Here is a 17,992-nt window from a genome sequence, read left to right as displayed (position 1 = left end):
GTGCGGGGGGGGGGGGTGGGTGGGGGTTGTCCGCCGTGGGCGGCCCCGTCTTTTGTGTGGGGTGGGTGTGTTTGTACATTCAAACCACCACCCCGCCGCGTTGTGGTACGGGCCGTGGTACAGAAGGTCTCGCGGATGCCGGGCTCCGAGTGGAGCCCGTACCGGAGTCTGGAAGGATGGGGGAGACGATGACGTCGCCCCCAGGTCAGGGACCCCAGTCAGGGACAAGCACCTCACACCCGCACATCACAAGGAGCGGCCCGATGCCCATCGCAACCCCCGAGGTCTACGCCGAGATGCTCGACCGGGCGAAGGCAGGCAAGTTCGCCTACCCGGCCATCAATGTGACCTCGTCCCAGACCCTGCACGCTGCGCTGCGCGGCTTCGCGGAGGCCGAGAGCGACGGCATCATCCAGATGTCCACCGGCGGTGCGGAGTTCCTGGGCGGTCAGTACAACAAGGACATGGTGACCGGCGCGGTCGCGCTCGCCGAGTTCGCGCATGTGGTCGCCGCGAAGTACGACGTCACCGTCGCGCTGCACACCGACCACTGTCCCAAGGACAAGCTCGACGGCTATGTCCGACCGCTGCTCGACATCTCCGCCGAGCGGGTACGGGCCGGGCGCAACCCGCTCTTCCAGTCGCATATGTGGGACGGCTCCGCCGAGACTCTGGCCGACAACCTGGCCATCGGTGAGGAACTGCTCGCCAAGGCCGCCGCCGCCAAGATCATCCTTGAGGTCGAGATCACTCCGACCGGTGGCGAGGAGGACGGCGTCAGCCACGAGATCAATGACGAGCTGTACACCACGGTCGAGGACGCGCTGCGTACCGCCGAGGCGCTCGGTCTGGGCGAGAAGGGCCGCTATCTGCTGGCCGCGTCCTTCGGCAATGTCCATGGCGTCTACAAGCCGGGCAATGTGGTGCTCCGTCCCGAGCTGCTCAAGGATCTTCAGGCCGGTGTGGCCGCCAAGTACGGCAAGGCCGCGGGCAGCCAGCCGTTCGACTTCGTCTTCCACGGCGGCTCCGGCTCCACGGCCGAGGAGATCGCCACGGCGCTGGAGAACGGCGTGGTGAAGATGAATCTGGACACGGACACGCAGTACGCCTTTACGCGTCCGATCGCGGGGCACATGTTCACCAACTACGACGGTGTGCTGAAGGTCGACGGCGAGGTCGGCTCGAAGAAGACCTACGACCCCCGCACCTGGGGCAAGCTGGCCGAGGCGGGCATGGCCAAGCGTGTCACCGAGGCGTGTGGAGCGCTGCGCTCGACGGGCACGAAGCTCAAGTAGCGCGCGGCGCAACCGAGAAGCTCCCGCACGAAGGCTCCAACGCTCGGGCCCGACACCTCTCGTATGGTGCCGGGCCCGAGTCGTACCGGATACGGGCCCGGACCGTACCGAGCGGCGAGGTCCGGGCCGCGCAGGAGACCGCGCCGGAGATCGGGCCGCGCCGGAGATCGGCGGTGGCGGAGATCGGCCGTGGCGATTTCGGCAGCCGGGTCGCCCATGGGCTTCTGGGCGAGGATGATCCCCGTATGGAGATCAGGCTGTCCTCGGCCCAGGGCCGCTGGATCATTCTGACGACGGTGCTCGGTTCGAGCATGGCCCTGCTCGACTCCACCGTCGTCAATGTCGCGCTGCCTCATATCGGGAGGTCGCTCAACGCGGATCTGGCATCGCTCCAGTGGACCGTCAACGCGTACATGGTCACGCTGGCCGGGCTGATCCTGCTGGGCGGCTCGCTCGGCGACCGGTACGGGCGGCGGAAGATCTTCGTACTCGGTGTGGTCTGGTTCGCGCTCGGCTCGCTGCTCTGCGGGATCGCGCCGAACGCCGCCATTCTGATCACCGCGCGCGCCTTGCAAGGGATTGGTGGCGCGCTGCTCGTGCCGGGCTCGCTCGCGATCATCCAGGCGAGCTTCCATCCGGACGACCGGGCCAGGGCCGTCGGGCTCTGGTCCGGGCTCGGCGGTGTCGGGGCGGCGATCGGCCCGTTCGTGGGCGGCTGGCTGGTCGACGGTCCCGGCTGGCGCTGGGTGTTTCTGCTGAATGTGCCGCTGGCGGCGATCTGTGCGCCGGTGGCGCTACGGCATGTACCGGAGTCCAGGGATCCGGCGGCGCACGGCCGGTTCGATGTGCTGGGCGCGGTGCTCGGCGCGGTGGGACTGGCGCTGATCACCTATGCGCTGATCGGCAAGGACATCTGGTCCGGGCTGATCGGCGTGGCGGTCGCCGTGGCGTTCGTGATGGTCGAGCGGCGACGCCCGGAACCGATGCTGCCGCCGTCGATCTTCGGGTCCCGGCAGTTCACCGCGGTGAATCTGGTGACGGTGTGCGTGTACGCGGCGTTCGGCGGTTTCTTCTTCCTCGCCGCGCTCCAACTCCAGGTGGTGGTGGGGTACTCGGCGCTGGGCGCGGGCGCGGCTCTGCTGCCGACGACGATCCTGATGCTGCTGCTCTCCGCGCGTTCCGGCGCACTCGGGGAGAAGACGGGACCGCGGCTTCCGCTGACCGTGGGACCGCTGCTGTGCGCCGGCGGCATGCTGCTGATGCTGCGCGTGGGCGCGGGCGCCTCGTACCTTCCGGATGTGCTGCCCGCGCTGCTGGTGATGGGGATGGGCATGGTGACGCTGGTCGCGCCGCTGACGGCGACGGTGCTGGCCTCCGTGGACACCGCGCGGGCGGGCCTGGCCAGCGGTATCAACAACGCGGCGGCCCGCGCGGCCGGCCTGCTCGCGGTGGCGGCCCTGCCCCTGCTGGCGGGCCTGGGCCCGGAGGCGTACCGCTCGGCGCCCCAGTTCGGCGCCAGCTTCAACCGCGCGATGCCGCTGTGCGCGGGCATCCTGGTCGCGGGCGCGCTGATCGCCTTCGCGACGGTACGGAACCCCAAGGCACCGGTCGAGCAGCCCGAATGCAAGATCCACTGCGGCCTGACGGCCCCCCCACTGGAACCGAACGCCGGAAGCCGAGGAACCGCAGGAGGAACTACAGATCGTCCGGCAGCAGACGGAAACTCTGATGTCCCGTGAGCGGACGGATCACACGGAAGTGCCGGCGATCGAGGGTGAACACGGCGTCGGTACGGAACTCCGCGGCCAGCGCCGCGTTCATGGCGTCGGTGAGGCCGATCTCCATGTCCTTGTGGCGCGCCATGAGCGCCCGCGCGCTCCGCAGATGCGGTGACACCTCGGGCACTTCGTACCGGCGCACATCGACCTTCTCCATGATGTGGTCGAGGACGCGCAGCGCCGTCTCGGCACCGATCCGGGTGGTGACCAGGTGGTCGAGCTCGGCGAGGACCATGGGAGAGATCACCAGATGCCCGATTCCGGCCCGTGCCTTGCGGCAGGCGTGGTGCTCGGCGTCATTGCGGTTGAAGACCGCCAGCAGGGCGGAGGTGTCGGCGATGGCTACGGCAGCGGTCATTCTCCGAAGCCTCCGGCGAGAAGCTCGTCCGTACGGGCCGACAGATCCGGCGGGCCGTCGAAGAGCGGCAGATCGTCATCGTCGCCCATCGGGTCCGTGGGGTAGGGAGTCACCGGCTCGGCCTGTTCGGCCGGTACGAGGGTCGCGATATGGCGCCCGTTCTTCGTCACCGCTATGGGACGGCCCTGCTCGGCGGCGGCCAGGATGCGAGCGGACTGCTGATTGAACTCGCGAGCGGTGGCTGTATCCATGGTTCCAATGTACTACCGATGTACTACATGGCTCCGGCCGTTTCCGCTCGGCCGGTGCTTCGGGTGCTTCCGGTGCTTCGGGCGGCGCTTCGGCGGGAGAGGCAGGGGCGGCGCTTCGGGCATGGAGGTCGGGCAGGGCAGACTGTAGGTATGGCCATCCATAAAGACCTTCTGGGGGGACCTCCCCCTACTCAGCTTCCTGATGATCCCGAGCCGCGTGAGCTGCTTGCCGACGGGACGCCGCCCGCCGAGGTCGCCGCGAAGTATCCGACGTCCTCGCTGGCCTGGGCGCAGCTCGCCGATGACGCGTTCGAGAACGGCCGGGTCGTCGAGTCGTACGCGTATGCCAGGACCGGTTACCACCGTGGGCTCGACGCTCTGCGGCGCAACGGCTGGAAGGGCCATGGGCCCGTGCCGTGGGAGCACGAGCCGAACCGTGGCTTCCTCCGTGCGCTGCACGCGCTAGGGCGGGCCGCGCAGGCGATCGGTGAGCAGGAAGAGTACGAGCGCTGCTCGACGTTTCTGCGTGACTCCTCGGCGCTGGCGGCCGACACCCTCGGCTGACCAGCAGTCCGACCGGCAGCCGCACGCCGTGTCCCGTGCGTGAAGTCATCCGGTTGCGTATGGAACCTTTCGAAGGCCCCGCCCGTCTGCCAGGGCGCGGGCCTTCGGTCGTCTGTACGATCGCACGCCCCGCGGGTCCACCGTCCACACCCACCAGGGGAGAAGTCCCGTCTTGGGCAAGCGCGTCATCACCCGTCGAGGCGGCCGTCGTGGACGTGTCGGCGGTCGCCGTGGCAATCGCAGCGGCAGCCGTCGTCGTCCGCTCGGTCCGCTGGCTCTCGGCGGGCTCGGCCTGGCGGTCGTGACCGTTCTCGGCGGTGCGGTGTTCGCGTTTCTGCCGGGCGCCGACGAAGGGCCCTCCAGGGCCGGCGAGGTCACTGACGTACCCATCGGTCCGTCCCGGAGCGTTCCCACCGCGTCGGCGTCCCCGAAGAGTCCGTCCGCGCCGTCCTCGCGGCCCGCGCCCGGCGGCGGTTCCGGTTCCGGGGGCAGTTCCGGGGCCGACAGCAGTCCTGGTTCCGGTTCCGGGACCGGTGAGGCGAGCCCGTCCGTATCCGGCACGCCCTCCGCCTCCCGCTCTTCCGGCCCGCCCGCGCCGCCCCATGTGCCCGCCTCGGGACCCGGCACCTTCACCACCGCGCGTACGGAGGGCAGCCCGGTCGGCTCAGGGCCGCTGCGCCGCTACCGCGTCCAGGTCGAGAAGGGCATCGACATATCCGCGGCGGAGGCCGCCGCCGAGATAGAGCGGATACTCGCCCATCCGCGCGGCTGGGCCGCGCACGGCCGGGGCTCCTTCCAGCTCGTCTCCTCGAAGGCCGACGCCGACTTCGTCATCCGTATCGCCACCCCGGCCACCGCCGACCGGCTCTGTCTCGCCCAGGGCCTCAACACCCGCGGCGAGCTGAACTGCGAGACCGTCGACGGCGTCGTGGTCAATCTGCGCCGCTGGGTGCTGGGCTCGCCCACATTCGACGGGCCGGCCGCCGAGTACCGGCATCTGATCATCAACCATGAGGTCGGCCATGAGATCGGCATACACCACCATCTGGGCTGCTCGGGCCAGGGCAGGCTCGCGCCGGTGATGATGCAGCAGATCAAGGGACTGGACGGCTGTATGTCCAACGCCTGGCCGTACGGCGAGGACGGGAAGTACATCACCGGGCCGCGGGTCTGAGCGGCCCCCACCTGGCCCCCACCTGGCCTCCGCCTGGTCCGTGCCCTGACCTCGGGCGCGGCCTCCGGCTTATGATGCCGGGAGGGGACCGGGGCTCCGTAACCACACGGAAAGGGGCGGACCGCTACCCGGCAGTTCATATCGAGGAGACAGAGATGTCGTACGCCCCCGATGCCCCCCGAGCCGGTTCGGAAGCCCCGAATCTCGACTTCGCGGGAACCACCCCGTACGAGGACTACGTCCAGGCCGACGTCCTCACCCACCTCCAGCATCCACGCTCCGAGGATCCCGGCGAGATGGTCTTCCTCGTCACCACCCAGGTCATGGAGCTGTGGTTCACCGTCATCGTCCACGAGTGGGAGACCGCGTCCCGCGCGCTGCGCGAGGACCGCACCCAGGTGGCGGTCGACGCGCTCAAGCGCTCCGTACGCGAGCTGGAGGCGCTCAATGCCTCCTGGCGTCCGCTCGCCCAGCTCACGCCCGCGCAGTTCAACTCGTACCGCGGCGCGCTCGGCGAGGGCTCCGGCTTCCAGTCGGCGATGTACCGGCGGATGGAGTTCCTGCTCGGCGAGAAGTCCTCGTCCATGCTCGTCCCGCACCGCGGCGCGCCGCGCGTCCACGCCGAGCTGGAGAAGGCGCTCCAGGAGCCGAGCCTGTACGACGAGGTCCTGCGGCTGCTCGCCCGGCGCGGGCTGCCGGTGCCGGCGGAGGTGCTCGACCGCGATCCCGCGCGGCGGTACGAGCCGTCGCCCGCCGTCGAGGAGATCTGGACCGGGATCTACGCGGACTCCGACCAGCACGGCGAACTGATCAGGCTCGGCGAGGCGTTGACGGACGTCGGTGAGCTGGTCTGGCGATGGCGCAACGACCATCTGGTGGCGACCCGGCGCGCGATGGGCTCCAAGACCGGTACGGGCGGCTCCGCGGGCGTCGCCTGGCTGGAGAAGCGCGCGACGAAGAACGTGTTCCCGGAGCTGTGGACGGCGCGCAGCCATGTCTGAGTCCCTGGCCGCACAGGACAAGTCGCAGGCCGAGTCCCTGGCCGTACAGGCGCGGTCCCTCACCGCGCGCGCCGTCGCGCTGGACGCCTCCGATGAACTGGCCGGCCGCCGTGAGCTGTTCGCCCTCGAAGACGATGTCGTCTATCTCGACGGCAACTCGCTGGGCGCGCTGCCTCGCCATGTCCCCGAGCGCCTCCAGGAGGTGATCGCCCATCAGTGGGGCGAGCTGCGCATCCGTTCCTGGACCGAGAGCGGCTGGTGGGAGGCGCCCGAGCGGATCGGCGACCGGATCGCGCCGCTCGTCGGCGTCGCGCCCGGCCGGATCGTGGTCGGCGACTCCACCAGCGTCAATGTCTTCAAGGCCGTGGTGGCCGCCGTACGCCTCGCGGATGTCGGCCGGGACGAGATCCTCGTCGACTCCACGACCTTTCCCACGGACGGCTATATCGCCCGGTCCGCGGCCCGGATGACCGGCAGCCGGATCGTGCCCGTCGCACCGGAGGAACTGCCCGGCGCGCTCGGGCCGCGTACGGCGGTGGCGCTGGTCAACCATGTCGACTTCCGTACCGGCCGGCTGCACGATCTGCCCGGAATCACCGCGGCCGTGCACAAGGCCGGAGCCCTCGCCGTCTGGGACCTGTGCCACAGCGCGGGCGCGCTGCCGGTCGGCCTGGACGACCACGGTGTGGATCTCGCCGTGGGATGCACGTACAAGTATCTGAACGGCGGGCCCGGCGCACCCGCCTTCCTCTATGTCGCCGAGCGCCACCAGGACCGTTTCGACTCCCCGCTGCCCGGCTGGACCTCGCACGCCGATCCGTTCGCGATGACGCAGGACTTCGCGGCGGCGGAGGGCGCCGTACGCGGCCGGGTCGGCACGCCGGACATCCTCTCCCTGCTGGCGCTGGAGGCGGCTCTCGACGTCTGGGCCGGAGTGACGGTGGAGGCGGTGCGCGAGAAGAGCCTGGCGCTCACGGACTTCTTCCTGGAGTGCGTGACGGCGTACGCGCCGCCGGGCCGGGTCGCCTCGCTGACACCGGCCGCGCATGCCGAACGCGGCAGCCAGGTCGCCCTGCGCTGCGCCGAGGCGCCCGTGGTCATGGAGACGCTGATCGCCCAGGGGATCGTCGGCGATCTGCGCAGACCGGATGTGCTGCGCTTCGGATTCACGCCGCTGTATGTCGGTTTCGCCGATACGGAACGGGCCGCGCGGGTGCTCGGGGAAGTCCTCCGCGAGGTCCCGGCCGGGCAGCTCGCGTAGCTCTTGGACGGTGCCGGGGCAGCCTTCGGACCGGTGCGGGGCGGCCCTGGGACCGGTGCGGGGCGGCCCTGGGACCGGTGCGGGGCGGCCCTGGGACCGGTGCGAGGGCCGGTGCAGGACCCGCACCGGGAAGCGGGGTGTGATCGACTCCCTCCGGGGCTGATACCGTCCCCGCTGATCAGGTCAATTCGGCCCCTGTACCGAAAGGTTGGCGCAAGATGCCGGACCCCGCCGCGCACGATGCCGTCGCTCGTGACGCCGCAGAGACCGAGTCGGCCTTCGCCCATCCGGCCGTCCGGCCCGACGCCAGCGCGGCGTACGGCGACCACCCTGATCAGGTGATCGACTTCTACGCTCCGAGAGCCAACCAGGAGCGGGTGCCGCTCGTCGTCGTCCTGCACGGCGGCGCGTGGCGGGCGCCGTACGACCGTGAGCATCTGACGCCGTTCGCCGACTTCCTGGCCCGCCGGGGCTTCGCCGTCGCCAATGTCGAGTACCGGCGCGGTCCCGCGGTCCCGCAGGTCTCGCAGCAGGGCGGCGGCGCGCCGGTCGCGGGACGGTGGCCGGAGACCTTCGACGACATCGCCGCGGCGATGGACGCGCTGCCCGCGCTGGCCGCGGAGGCGATCCCGCAGGCGGACGCCCGGCGGACGGTCGTCACCGGGCACTCCGCGGGCGGCCATCTCGCGCTCTGGGCCTCGGCCCGTCATGTGCTGCCCGAGGGCTCGCCCTGGCGGCTGCCGGAACCGCCGCCGCTGCGCGGAGTCGTCGCGCTGGCGCCGATCGCGGATCTTGTACGGGCCGTGGAGCTGGATGTGTGCGGTGGAGCGATTCACCAACTCCTCGGCGGCGAGGAGGAGTTCAAGCGGCGCAGGGAGAGCGCGGATCCGGCGGCGCTGCTGCCGACGGGAATCGCGACGGCCGTGGTGCAGGGCCGTACGGATCTGACCGTGCCGTACGCCGTCGCCGAGGAATATGTGGCGGCGGCGGCCAGGGCGGGCGAGACGGTCGGGCTGACGCTGCTGGAGGACGTCGGCCACTTCCCGCTCATCGACCCGACGGCGGACGCGTGCGCGGTGGTAGCGGAGGAGATCGCGCAGCTCGCGTGGTGACCGGGCGGCTCGCGCGGTGACCGGCTCGCGTGGTGACCAGGCTTGCGCGGTGAGGGCGGACGGAGCGCCCGGAGGCGCCCGGCGCCCGTCGGGAGCGCCTGCCCTCGGTCCGCGCGCCCGGCGCACAGCCCGGGCCCGCGCGCCAGCGCACAGCCCGGCGCTGAGCACGGCCCGAACGCTCCAGGCGGCGCCCGCCCGTGAGGCGTCGCACAGCGCCAGCCGTGGTCGGCCGCTGTGCGCCTGGTGGGAGCGTGTAGTACCTGCGACGGACGGAAAAGGATCCGCTTCCGTGCTGACGACCCTCTCCGCCCGTGCCCCTACCGTGGCAACGTGACCGAGACAGATACCGGGAAGACCCGGAGCCCCGAGTTCCGCCTGGCCGCGGGAGCCTTCGGCAGCCTGCGCCAGGACCTCTTCCACGACGCCTTCGCCTACCGTCCGCTCGCGCCCATGCGGACGGACGGTCCGATCACACGTCGGCTGCCGGACCGGATACGTGAGTACGCGGCCCGGACTCCGCACGCCTTCATCGTGGCGGCGGCGCTGGTGGTGCTGTTCATCGGCTACGCCGACGGCGGCTCCATATTCAGCCTGCTGCCCGTCGTGCCGGTGCTGCTGACTCTGACCAGGCCGGTCGGCGCCTGGTGGCTGGCGCTGGCGCTGTCCGCCGCGCTGAGTGTCGTGGGATACCGCGACTGGCCCTGGGAGCCCAGCGCCTTCGCCGCCCATCTGATCGTGATGACGGTGGTGGCGGCCCGTACGCGTCCGCGCACCGCCGCCTGGATGTGGGCGATGACGGCGGCGTACGCGCTGTTCTCCGAGCTGCTCTTCAGCTCGTACGGGTACAGGACCGTGGGCATCCCCATGCTCTTCGTCTCCGCGCTCGCCCTGCTGGCCGTGAGCATGTTCCAGGTGCGCAGGAACGCGGAGCAGGAGGTCGCGGCGCAGCAGAGCGTGACCGCCGTTGAACGCGACCGGCGCACGCTCCTGGAGGAGCGCACCACCATCGCCCGAGAGCTGCACGATGTGGTCGCGCACCATATGTCGGTGGTCGCGATCCAGGCCGAGGCGGCTCCGTACCGGGTGGAGAATCCGCCGCCCGAGCTGGAGCAGGCCTTTGTCACGATCCGGGAGAACGCCGTCGCCGCGCTGACCGAGCTGCGCCGGGTGCTCGGTGTCGTACGGGCGGAGGACTACCAGGCGCCCGACGCTCCGCAGCCCACACTCGCCGATCTCGACGGGCTGCTCGCCAATGTCGGGGACGCCGGTCTGACCGTACGGAAGACGGTCACCGGCGCGGTACGCGAGCTGCCGCAGGGCGTCGAGCTGTCGGCGTACCGCATCGTCCAGGAGGCGCTGAGCAACGCGCTGCGGCACGCGCCCGGATCGACCGCGACCGTCGAGATCGCGTATGTGCTCGGCGGTCTCGGCCTGCGGATCGTGAACACCGCGCCGCAGGGCCTGGTCAAGCCGTCGCCGGGCGCCGGGCACGGCATCACCGGGATGCGGGAGCGGGTGACCATGCTGAACGGTGAGATGACGGCGGACCTGACCGAGGACGGCGGTTACGAGGTCGCGGCCTTCATCCCGGTGGCGACGGACCGGGTGGCGACGGACCGGGTGGCGACGGACCGGGACGAGGCGCGGAACGGGGAAGCGGCATGACCAGTGGTGTGACGGGCGGTGTGACGGGCGGTGTGACGATTCGCGTGCTGATCGTCGACGACCAGGTGATGGTCCGCGAGGGCTTCTCGGTCCTGCTGAACGCGATGCCGGACATCGAGGTCGTGGGAGAGGCCGTGAACGGCCGCGAGGCGGTCGGCCAGGTCGCGGCCCTGCGCCCCGATGTGGTCCTGATGGACATCCGTATGCCGGAGCTGAACGGCATCGACGCGACCCGCGAGATCGTCGCGGCGAACGCCGACGCGAAGGTGCTGGTGCTGACCACCTTCGACCTGGACGAGTACGTGTACCAGGCGCTGCGCGCGGGCGCCTCGGGCTTCCTGCTCAAGGACGCCTCCGCGCGCCAGCTCGCCGACGGCGTACGAGTGGTCGCCTCCGGCGAGGCCCTCCTGGCCCCCACCGTCACCCGTCGGCTGATCACGGAGTTCTCCAAACTGGCGGACACCCCGAGGGCCCCGGCGATGGCCCGCATCGGCGATCTCACCGAACGCGAGACGGAGGTCCTGGTCCTGATCGCCCAGGGCCTCTCGAACGCGGAGATCGCCGAACACCTGGTGGTCGCGGAGTCCACGATCAAGACGCACGTCAGCCGCATCCTGGTGAAACTGGGCCTCCGGGACCGCACCCAGGCGGCGGTCTTCGCGTACGAGGCGCGGCTGGTCACGCCGGGCTGACGCGGTCGACCGCGCTCCCCGAGGCCGGCTGGCGAGTACTTGTCATTCGATCACTCGCACGGGTGATCGGATCGGCATATACGGTCCCGGCCGCCCGTGGACCCGTCACGCTGGTGTCCGCCGAGAGGGCCGAGAGGCGAGAGGGCCGAGAGGGGAGTGCACCATGACGGGCACGGCAGAGCGTGCGGTCCAGATCTCCGTCGAGGAGTTCGAGAAGATCGCCAGGCTTGTCGACAAGGTGTCCGACACCGTCAGGCTGGAGTTCATCCGCGGGCAGATCCGGTTCAAGGGCACGGCGGACGGCGACCACCGCGAGATCCTCGGGTGGCTGCAACAGCGCTGTACGCAGGCCCGGACCGACGTGTGGTTGTATGCCGGTCGCGAGCTGGGGCTGCTGGCCGGGGCGTACAGCAAGGGCCGGGCCACACCCGATGCCGACGCGGACGCGGACGCGGCAAGCGTGCTGATGGCGGTCGAGGTCACCTCGTACGACACCGGCTTCGACGCCAGCTTCGACACCGGCTCCGACATCGATCGGCGGGATCGCGAGGAGAAACTCGCTGCCTACGCTGCCGCCGGGATCCCGGTCCATCTGCTGATCGACCGCGGCCATGGCACGGTGACCGTGCACAGTGATCCGGCGACGGACGGCTATCGCGATCGCCATGTGGTGGACTTCGGCATGAAGGTGATGCTCCCCGACCCGGTGGGCATGGAGCTCGACACCGAAGAGCTGAAGAACTTCGTGCGCTGACGCACGAATCACGCATCGGCCCGCTTTATCCACAGGCTGTGGACGAAGCGGGCCGGTGTCGTGCGGCATGGCCCTACGTCAGCATGTCCCTGCGTCGCAGGCCAGCCAGGCCCGCCGCTACCAGCGCCCCCGCGAGCGCCGTCAGGATCAGGGCCGGGGGCCAGGTCATGTCCGCGCCCGGGAGTTTGGGGAGATGGCCGAAGGGCGAGAGGTTCATCAGGGAGCGCGGCAGATCGAGTGCCGGGCCGATCCAGCCCAGGGCCAGGGCGAGGCCCGCGAGGGCCCAGCCTGCTACGGATGCTCTGGGGAGGACGCCGTAGAGCAGGACCACCAGGGCGCCCAGCACCCAGATCGCGGGGAGCTGTACGAGCGAGGCGGCGAGGATGCCGGGCAGGTCGTGGCCGTATCCGAGGAACAGGCCGAGACCGCCGAGGAGCATGATCAGGGCCGCGCCGCCGAAGGCGATCAGCAGATGGCCCGCCGCCCAGCGCAGCCGGCCGACCGCGCCCGCCAGGAGCGGTTCCGCGCGTCCGGCGGTCTCCTCGCCGTACAGCCGGAGCACGGAGGAGACCACATACAGTGCCGCGACCATGCCGAGCATGCCGGTCATCGCGGCGAGGAAGCTGTCGGTCAGCCCTTGTTGGCCGCCCATGCGCTCGAAGATCTGCCTGGTTTGCTCGTTGTCGCCGACCAGATCCGCCGCGCCGTCGGTGATGGAGCCGAAGATGGTTCCGGCGATCAGAAAACCGGCTCCCCAGCCGAGCAGACCGCCGCGCTGGAGCCGCCACGCGAGCGCGCCCGCCGTGCCTAGACCGCCGTGCGCCGGGCCCGGCCGGGCGGGCAGGAAGCTCATGCCGATGTCGCGCCGGCCCGCGAGCGTGTACGCGATGACGGCCTGGACGGCGATTGCGGCGAGCAGGATCAGCAGCACCCACCACCGCTCGTCGGCGAAGGCCCGGACGTTCTCGGCCCAGCCGAGCGGCGAGAGCCAGGTCAGTACGGAGGAGCCGTCGTCGGCCGAGGCGTCGCCCGCGGCCTTGAGTACATACGCGGCGCCGATGACCGCGGCCGTCATGCCCTTCGCGAGTCGCGCGTTCTCGGTGATCTGCGCGGCGATGGCGGCGGTGCAGGCGAAGATCATGCCGACGCCCGCGGTGGCGAGGCCGAGCGCCAGCGCGCCGGCCAACTGCCCGCCGCCGGTCCCGGAGCCGGCCACGCTGCCGGTCACGCCGTTGCTCCCCTCGGGAGTACGGGCGTACGCGGCGACCACCGCCGTGATCACCACGGCCAGGGCGGCATTGGCGGTCAGCGCCGCGAGCAGCGCGCCGGTCAGCGGCGCCCGGCGGCCGACCATCGCCGAGGAGAGCATCTCCTGACGGCCGGTCTCCTCTTCCTCCCGGGTGTGCCGTACGACGATGACCAGGCTCATCACCGCCGCGAGCCCGGCGCCGAAACCGACCATGCGCCAGGTTGTCAGCCCGCCGAGGGAGTCGCTGAAGACAGGGCCGTAGAGGGCGCGCAGCGAGCCGTTGGTGGTCATGGACTGTGCGACATCGGCCCGCTTGGCGGCGGTGTCGTACAGCGCGGAGAAGGACTGCGCGACGGACATGAAGGAGCCGCCGATCACCAGCACCCAGACCGGGATCATGATCCGGTCGCGGCGCAGGGCGAGCCGCAACAGCGGTCCGGTGCCGGCCAGTTGCCGCGAGCCTCCGGTACGGGCCGGCGGTACGGCGCTGGCGCTGGCGGTGGCGGTCATCGCGACACCGCCGCGCCGGCCTTGTCAGAAGCGCCGGCCTCGTCCGCCGCGCCCGCCTCGTCCGCCGCGTAGTGGCGCAGGAACAGCTCCTCCAGCGTGGGCGGTGTGCTGGTCAGCGAGCGGATGCCGGACTCGGAGAACGAGCGCAGTACCGCGTCCAGTTGACCGGTGTCGACCTGGAGCCTGACGCGGTGCCCTTGGCCGCCTTCCAGCGACAGGATGTCCAGATCGTGGACGCCGGGCAGCCGGGCCAGTCCGCCGGGTGCGCCGACGAGTTCCGCGCTGACGCTCGTACGGGTCAGATGCCGCAGCTCGGAGAGCGAACCCGACTCGACGGTCACGCCCTTGCGGATGATGCTGACCCGGTCGCAGAGCGCCTCGACCTCGCTCAGCACATGGCTGGAGAGCAGCACGGTCGTGCCGCGCTCGCGCTCCTCCTCGACGCACCGCTGGAACACCTCCTCCATCAGCGGGTCCAGCCCGGAGGTCGGCTCGTCCAGGATCAGCAGATCCACGTCCGAGGCGAACGCGGCGACGAGCGCGACCTTCTGCCGGTTGCCCTTGGAGTACGTACGTCCCTTCTTGGTGGGATCGAGTTCGAAGCGCTCGATCAGCTCGGCCCGCCGCGCCGGATCGAGCCCGCCGCGCAGCCGCCCGTACAGATCGATGACCTCTCCGCCCGAGAGATTCCGCCACAGCGTCACATCGCCGGGTACGTAGGCCACGCGCCGGTGCAGTTCGACCGCGTCCTGCCACGGATCGCGGCCGAGGAGCCGCGCCGCGCCCGAGTCCGGGCGCAGCAGCCCGAGCAGAACCCGGATGGTGGTGGACTTGCCCGCCCCGTTGGGACCGAGGAAGCCATGGACCTCACCGGTCTCGACAGCCAGGTCGAGGCCGTCCAGCGCATGTGTGCGGCCGAACGACTTGTGCAGTCCGGCGACGCTGATTGCCTTCGTCATGCTTCGGAAAGTACGCTACTTTCAGAAAGTTGTGAAGTTAAGGAAGCGTCAAAAGAGGTCGCGTTAAGATCGGGAAGAATCGGGAGCGCCGGGGCGGGTGCCGAGCACGGGAGACGATGAGGGCGATGAGCAGCGAGAACCGCGAAAGCGCTGAGACCGCTGAGAACGCTGGGAGCGGTGCCGGGCGCCTGAGTGCTGAGCGCGGTGCCGGGCGCCAGCGCGGTGAGAGCGGTCCGCGGCGGGACGAGGAGGCCGTGTCCCGTTTTGTCGAGCGCTTCGCGGGCGAGATGACCGAGGCCGGGATGCAGCGCACGGCGTCCCGGGTCTTCGCGGCCCTGCTCGCCTCGGACGACGCGAGCCTGACCTCCGCCGAACTGAGCGAACGGCTCAGCATCAGCCCTGCCGCCGTGTCCGGCGCGGTCCGCTATCTCACCCAGGTCAGCATGGTCAGCAGGGAGCGTGACCCGGGCTCCCGCCGCGACCGCTACCGGCTGCACAATCAGATCTGGTACGCCAGCCTCACCCAGCGGGACTCGGTACTGACCCGCTGGGAGCAGGCCCTGCGCGAGGGCGTGGAGTCGCTGGGCAGGGACACGCCGGCGGGCGCGCGGGTCGCGGAGACCGTGGCCTTCTTCGAGTTCCTCCAGAAGGAGCTGCTGTCCATGCTGGACCGCTGGAAGGAGCACCGGGAGACGCTGTACCAGGGCGAAGCCTCGGAACGGCGGCCGGAGGACGCGTGAAGACCGCGGCCTTCCAGCGAAGGCCCGGCCTTCCAGTCGTCCGACCGCCGAGCGCGCCGAGGCGCCTACGGCCGCACCGCCGCGCACCCAGGTCGGACAGCGCCTACAGCCGTACGCGCCGCGCGCCTAAGGCCGTACCCGCCGCGCGGCCGTACGGCAGAAGCGCCTACGGCCGTACCGGCGCCGAGCTCGGCAGGATCAGCTCCCACGCGCCCGGCCGCAGCGTCCATGTCCGTGTCCGCACCGGCCCCGTGACCCGCGCGTCCGCGCGATAGCGGAAGTCCGCGCCCGAGACCGTCACCGAGAGCGCGCTCGCCGTCACCGTCTCGGGTGATCCGTACGCACGGATCACCACCTCCGCCCGGCCGCCGCGCGAGCGCACCGTGACGCCCTCGACCGGCTCGTCCAGATCGTTCAGCACGACGCCGTCCGCCTCCACCCGCAGCCGGTGCGGCCGGCCTCCGAGCGCGTGCGGAACCGGTCGTACCAACGTACGCACCAGCGAACGGCACGCGTGCCAGACCGACGCGGCCACCGGCGCGCCGCCCGCCGTGGGCAGGGCCGGCACGGCCGGGATACGGAGATCGTCCAGCACCACTCCGTCGCTGTCGTCGACCAGCAGATCGAGACGGCGCACCACTCCGTCCAGCACGGCGCGCGCCGCCGCGACCGCGCCCGTCGGCACGCCCAGCGAGCGCGCCAGCTCCACCGAGACTCCCACCGGCACCAGCGAGAGCGCTCCGGAGGCCAGCTCCCGCTCGCGGTGGAGCAGGGCGACCGTACGCAGCAGCGCGCGGTCGTCGCCGACCACCACGGGCCGTCTGCCGTTCCGTCTGGCCAGCGCCCGCGCGAACTCCTCGGGACCGTCGGGGAAGCAGAACTTCACCGTGGCACCCGCGCTGAGCACGTCCTTCGCGATCCGCACCGATTCACCGTCGGTCCGGCTCGCGACCGGGTCGATGACCACCAGAAGCTGCTGCGCGCCGCTCTCCGCGGGCTCTGGAGCCAACAGCTCGGTCCTTCCTTCGGGTAGCATCTTTGTGCAAGAGCCCCTTGCGCTATTGCGCCAGGGGCTTCGTCTGTTCCGGGGCAACCGGTTCGACGGTCAGGGCCGACTCGTACAACGTCGTGCGAACAACATCGTGCGAAGTCTTACGGCTTACGTGAGTCTCGTGAGGCTTGTGGGTCTTACGGCATACGTGAGCCACATGGACGGCGTGCGCGGCCCCCGACCTTGGACATGCCCCGCCCGGAAGGGGTGTACGCCTGTGCCCGCACTTGTGCTGCTCGGTGCTCAGTGGGGTGACGAAGGCAAGGGAAAGGCCACCGACCTGCTCGGTGGATCCGTGGACTATGTCGTGCGCTATCAGGGCGGCAACAACGCCGGCCACACGGTCGTCGTGGGCGACCAGAAGTACGCACTGCATCTCCTCCCTTCCGGAATCCTCTCCCCGGGATGTATCCCGGTGATCGGCAACGGGGTGGTCGTCGACCCTGCCGTCCTGCTCTCCGAGCTGAGCGGGCTCAACGAGCGTGGTGTCGATACGTCCAAGCTGCTGATCAGCGGTAACGCTCATCTGATCACCTCGTACCACACCACCATGGACAAGGTGACGGAACGGTTCCTCGGTTCGCGGAAGATCGGGACGACGGGCCGGGGCATCGGCCCGACCTACGCCGACAAGATCAACCGCGTCGGTATCCGGGTCCAGGACCTCTACGACGAGTCGATCCTGACCCAGAAGGTCGACGCGGCCCTCGATTTCAAGAATCAGATCCTCGCCAAGCTCTACAACCGGCGTGCCATCGAGTCCGGCAAGATCGTCGAAGAACTGCTGACCTACGCGGACCAGCTCAAGCCGTACGTCTCCGACACTACCCTGGTGCTCAACAACGCCATCGACGAGGGCAAGGTCGTCCTCTTCGAGGGCGGGCAGGGCACGCTGCTGGACGTCGACCACGGCACGTATCCCTTCGTCACCTCGTCCAACCCGACGGCGGGCGGCGCCTGTACGGGCTCGGGCGTGGGGCCGACGAAGATCAGCAGAGTCATCGGCATCCTCAAGGCCTATACGACGCGCGTCGGCGCCGGGCCGTTCCCGACGGAGCTGTTCGACGCGGACGGCGAGGCGCTGCGCCGTATCGGCGGCGAGCGCGGTGTGACGACGGGACGCGATCGGCGCTGCGGCTGGTTCGACGCGGTGATCTCGCGGTACGCGACCAGGGTCAACGGGCTGACGGACTTCTTCCTCACCAAGCTGGACGTGCTCACGGGCTGGGAGCAGATCCCGGTCTGTGTGGCGTACGAGATCGACGGCCGGCGCGTCGAGGAACTCCCGTACAGCCAGACGGACTTCCATCACGCGAAGCCGGTGTACGAGTATCTGCCCGGCTGGTCCGAGGACATCACGAAGGCGAAGAGCTTCTCGGATCTGCCGAAGAACGCGCAGGCGTATGTGAAGGCGCTGGAGGAGATGTCGGGCGCGCCGGTCTCGGCGATCGGTGTGGGTCCCGGGCGTACGGAGACGATCGAGATCAACTCGTTCCTGTAGCAGGGCCGGTGGTGAAGGCCAGGGGCGGCGGCTGTCTGTCGGTCGCCCTCGGCCTCGGTCGGGCCTTGGCCGTCTCC

The 17,992-nt window shown here is 70.4% G+C and carries 17 protein-coding genes; 12 read left to right on the top strand and 5 right to left on the bottom strand.

Annotation, left to right across the window (positions count from 1 at the left end; all coding sequences use genetic code 11):
• Nucleotides 1–263 precede the first annotated feature (263 nt).
• Together fbaA and ACFV6H_RS19215 are read left to right on the top strand one after the other, a co-directional pair.
• A complete protein-coding gene (gene fbaA, locus ACFV6H_RS19220) occupies nt 264–1,295 on the top strand; it encodes a class II fructose-bisphosphate aldolase (protein ID WP_385543366.1) in 1,032 nt (343 codons plus the stop codon).
• Between the two features lie 245 nt (nt 1,296–1,540).
• Nucleotides 1,541–3,034, top strand: coding sequence for an MFS transporter (locus ACFV6H_RS19215; protein WP_385543363.1), 1,494 nt, complete (start codon nt 1,541–1,543; stop codon nt 3,032–3,034).
• On the opposite strand, the gene ACFV6H_RS19210 is transcribed toward ACFV6H_RS19215, so the two are convergent.
• Both ACFV6H_RS19210 and ACFV6H_RS19205 read right to left on the bottom strand, forming a co-directional pair.
• Complete coding sequence (locus tag ACFV6H_RS19210; protein ID WP_385543360.1) at nt 2,991–3,431, bottom strand: PIN domain-containing protein; 441 nt, start codon at nt 3,429–3,431, stop codon at nt 2,991–2,993. The two genes, ACFV6H_RS19215 and ACFV6H_RS19210, sit on opposite strands and share 44 nt — an antisense overlap.
• Nucleotides 3,428–3,682, bottom strand: a complete 255-nt coding sequence (locus ACFV6H_RS19205; protein ID WP_385543357.1) for a type II toxin-antitoxin system Phd/YefM family antitoxin — start codon at nt 3,680–3,682, stop codon at nt 3,428–3,430. The genes ACFV6H_RS19210 and ACFV6H_RS19205 overlap by 4 nt, the downstream gene beginning before the upstream one ends.
• Before the next feature lie 150 nt (nt 3,683–3,832).
• Between ACFV6H_RS19205 and ACFV6H_RS19200 the strand changes: the two genes are divergently transcribed.
• From ACFV6H_RS19200 to ACFV6H_RS19165, 8 genes are all read left to right on the top strand, one after another.
• Complete coding sequence (locus ACFV6H_RS19200) at nt 3,833–4,246, top strand: DUF3151 domain-containing protein (RefSeq protein ID WP_384978551.1); 414 nt, start codon at nt 3,833–3,835, stop codon at nt 4,244–4,246.
• A gap of 172 nt (nt 4,247–4,418) precedes the next feature.
• Nucleotides 4,419–5,420, top strand: a complete 1,002-nt coding sequence (locus ACFV6H_RS19195; RefSeq protein WP_385543354.1) for a DUF3152 domain-containing protein — start codon at nt 4,419–4,421, stop codon at nt 5,418–5,420.
• Between the two features lie 155 nt (nt 5,421–5,575).
• The gene (locus tag ACFV6H_RS19190) at nt 5,576–6,421 is read left to right on the top strand and encodes a tryptophan 2,3-dioxygenase (protein ID WP_385543351.1); all 846 of its coding nucleotides are present in this window, start codon (nt 5,576–5,578) and stop codon (nt 6,419–6,421) included.
• Nucleotides 6,414–7,682, top strand: coding sequence for a kynureninase (kynU, locus tag ACFV6H_RS19185; RefSeq protein WP_385543348.1), 1,269 nt, complete (start codon nt 6,414–6,416; stop codon nt 7,680–7,682). The genes ACFV6H_RS19190 and kynU overlap by 8 nt, the downstream gene beginning before the upstream one ends.
• A gap of 218 nt (nt 7,683–7,900) precedes the next feature.
• A complete protein-coding gene (locus ACFV6H_RS19180; RefSeq protein WP_384978542.1) occupies nt 7,901–8,794 on the top strand; it encodes an alpha/beta hydrolase in 894 nt (297 codons plus the stop codon).
• Between the two features lie 330 nt (nt 8,795–9,124).
• Complete coding sequence (locus ACFV6H_RS19175; RefSeq protein ID WP_385543345.1) at nt 9,125–10,459, top strand: sensor histidine kinase; 1,335 nt, start codon at nt 9,125–9,127, stop codon at nt 10,457–10,459.
• Nucleotides 10,456–11,151, top strand: coding sequence for a response regulator (locus tag ACFV6H_RS19170; protein WP_385543342.1), 696 nt, complete (start codon nt 10,456–10,458; stop codon nt 11,149–11,151). The genes ACFV6H_RS19175 and ACFV6H_RS19170 overlap by 4 nt, the downstream gene beginning before the upstream one ends.
• Nucleotides 11,152–11,314: 163 nt before the next feature.
• Nucleotides 11,315–11,905: a Uma2 family endonuclease gene (locus ACFV6H_RS19165; RefSeq protein WP_385543339.1), complete on the top strand. Its 591-nt coding sequence runs from the start codon at nt 11,315–11,317 to the stop codon at nt 11,903–11,905.
• A gap of 73 nt (nt 11,906–11,978) precedes the next feature.
• Here the strand turns inward: ACFV6H_RS19165 and ACFV6H_RS19160 are convergent, their stop codons facing one another.
• Nucleotides 11,979–13,664 carry an ABC transporter permease gene (locus ACFV6H_RS19160; RefSeq protein ID WP_385543336.1) on the bottom strand — a complete coding sequence of 562 codons (1,686 nt, stop codon included), beginning with the start codon at nt 13,662–13,664 and terminating at the stop codon, nt 11,979–11,981.
• Nucleotides 13,661–14,623, bottom strand: coding sequence for an ATP-binding cassette domain-containing protein (locus ACFV6H_RS19155; protein WP_385543333.1), 963 nt, complete (start codon nt 14,621–14,623; stop codon nt 13,661–13,663). The genes ACFV6H_RS19160 and ACFV6H_RS19155 overlap by 4 nt, the downstream gene beginning before the upstream one ends.
• Before the next feature lie 125 nt (nt 14,624–14,748).
• On the opposite strand from ACFV6H_RS19155, the gene ACFV6H_RS19150 reads away from it, so the two are divergent.
• Nucleotides 14,749–15,363, top strand: a complete 615-nt coding sequence (locus ACFV6H_RS19150) for a GbsR/MarR family transcriptional regulator (RefSeq protein ID WP_385543330.1) — start codon at nt 14,749–14,751, stop codon at nt 15,361–15,363.
• A 166-nt stretch (nt 15,364–15,529) separates the two neighbouring features.
• Here the strand turns inward: ACFV6H_RS19150 and ACFV6H_RS19145 are convergent, their stop codons facing one another.
• Nucleotides 15,530–16,399, bottom strand: a complete 870-nt coding sequence (locus tag ACFV6H_RS19145; RefSeq protein WP_385543327.1) for a diacylglycerol kinase — start codon at nt 16,397–16,399, stop codon at nt 15,530–15,532.
• A 232-nt stretch (nt 16,400–16,631) separates the two neighbouring features.
• Between ACFV6H_RS19145 and ACFV6H_RS19140 the strand changes: the two genes are divergently transcribed.
• The gene (locus ACFV6H_RS19140) at nt 16,632–17,915 is read left to right on the top strand and encodes an adenylosuccinate synthase (protein ID WP_384788901.1); all 1,284 of its coding nucleotides are present in this window, start codon (nt 16,632–16,634) and stop codon (nt 17,913–17,915) included.
• The last annotated feature ends 77 nt before the right edge of the window (nt 17,916–17,992 follow it).

The organism is Streptomyces sp. NPDC059743 (assembly GCF_042732975.1).
Lineage (GTDB): Bacteria > Actinomycetota > Actinomycetes > Streptomycetales > Streptomycetaceae > Streptomyces.
This window is presented reverse-complemented; position numbering and strand designations above follow the sequence as displayed.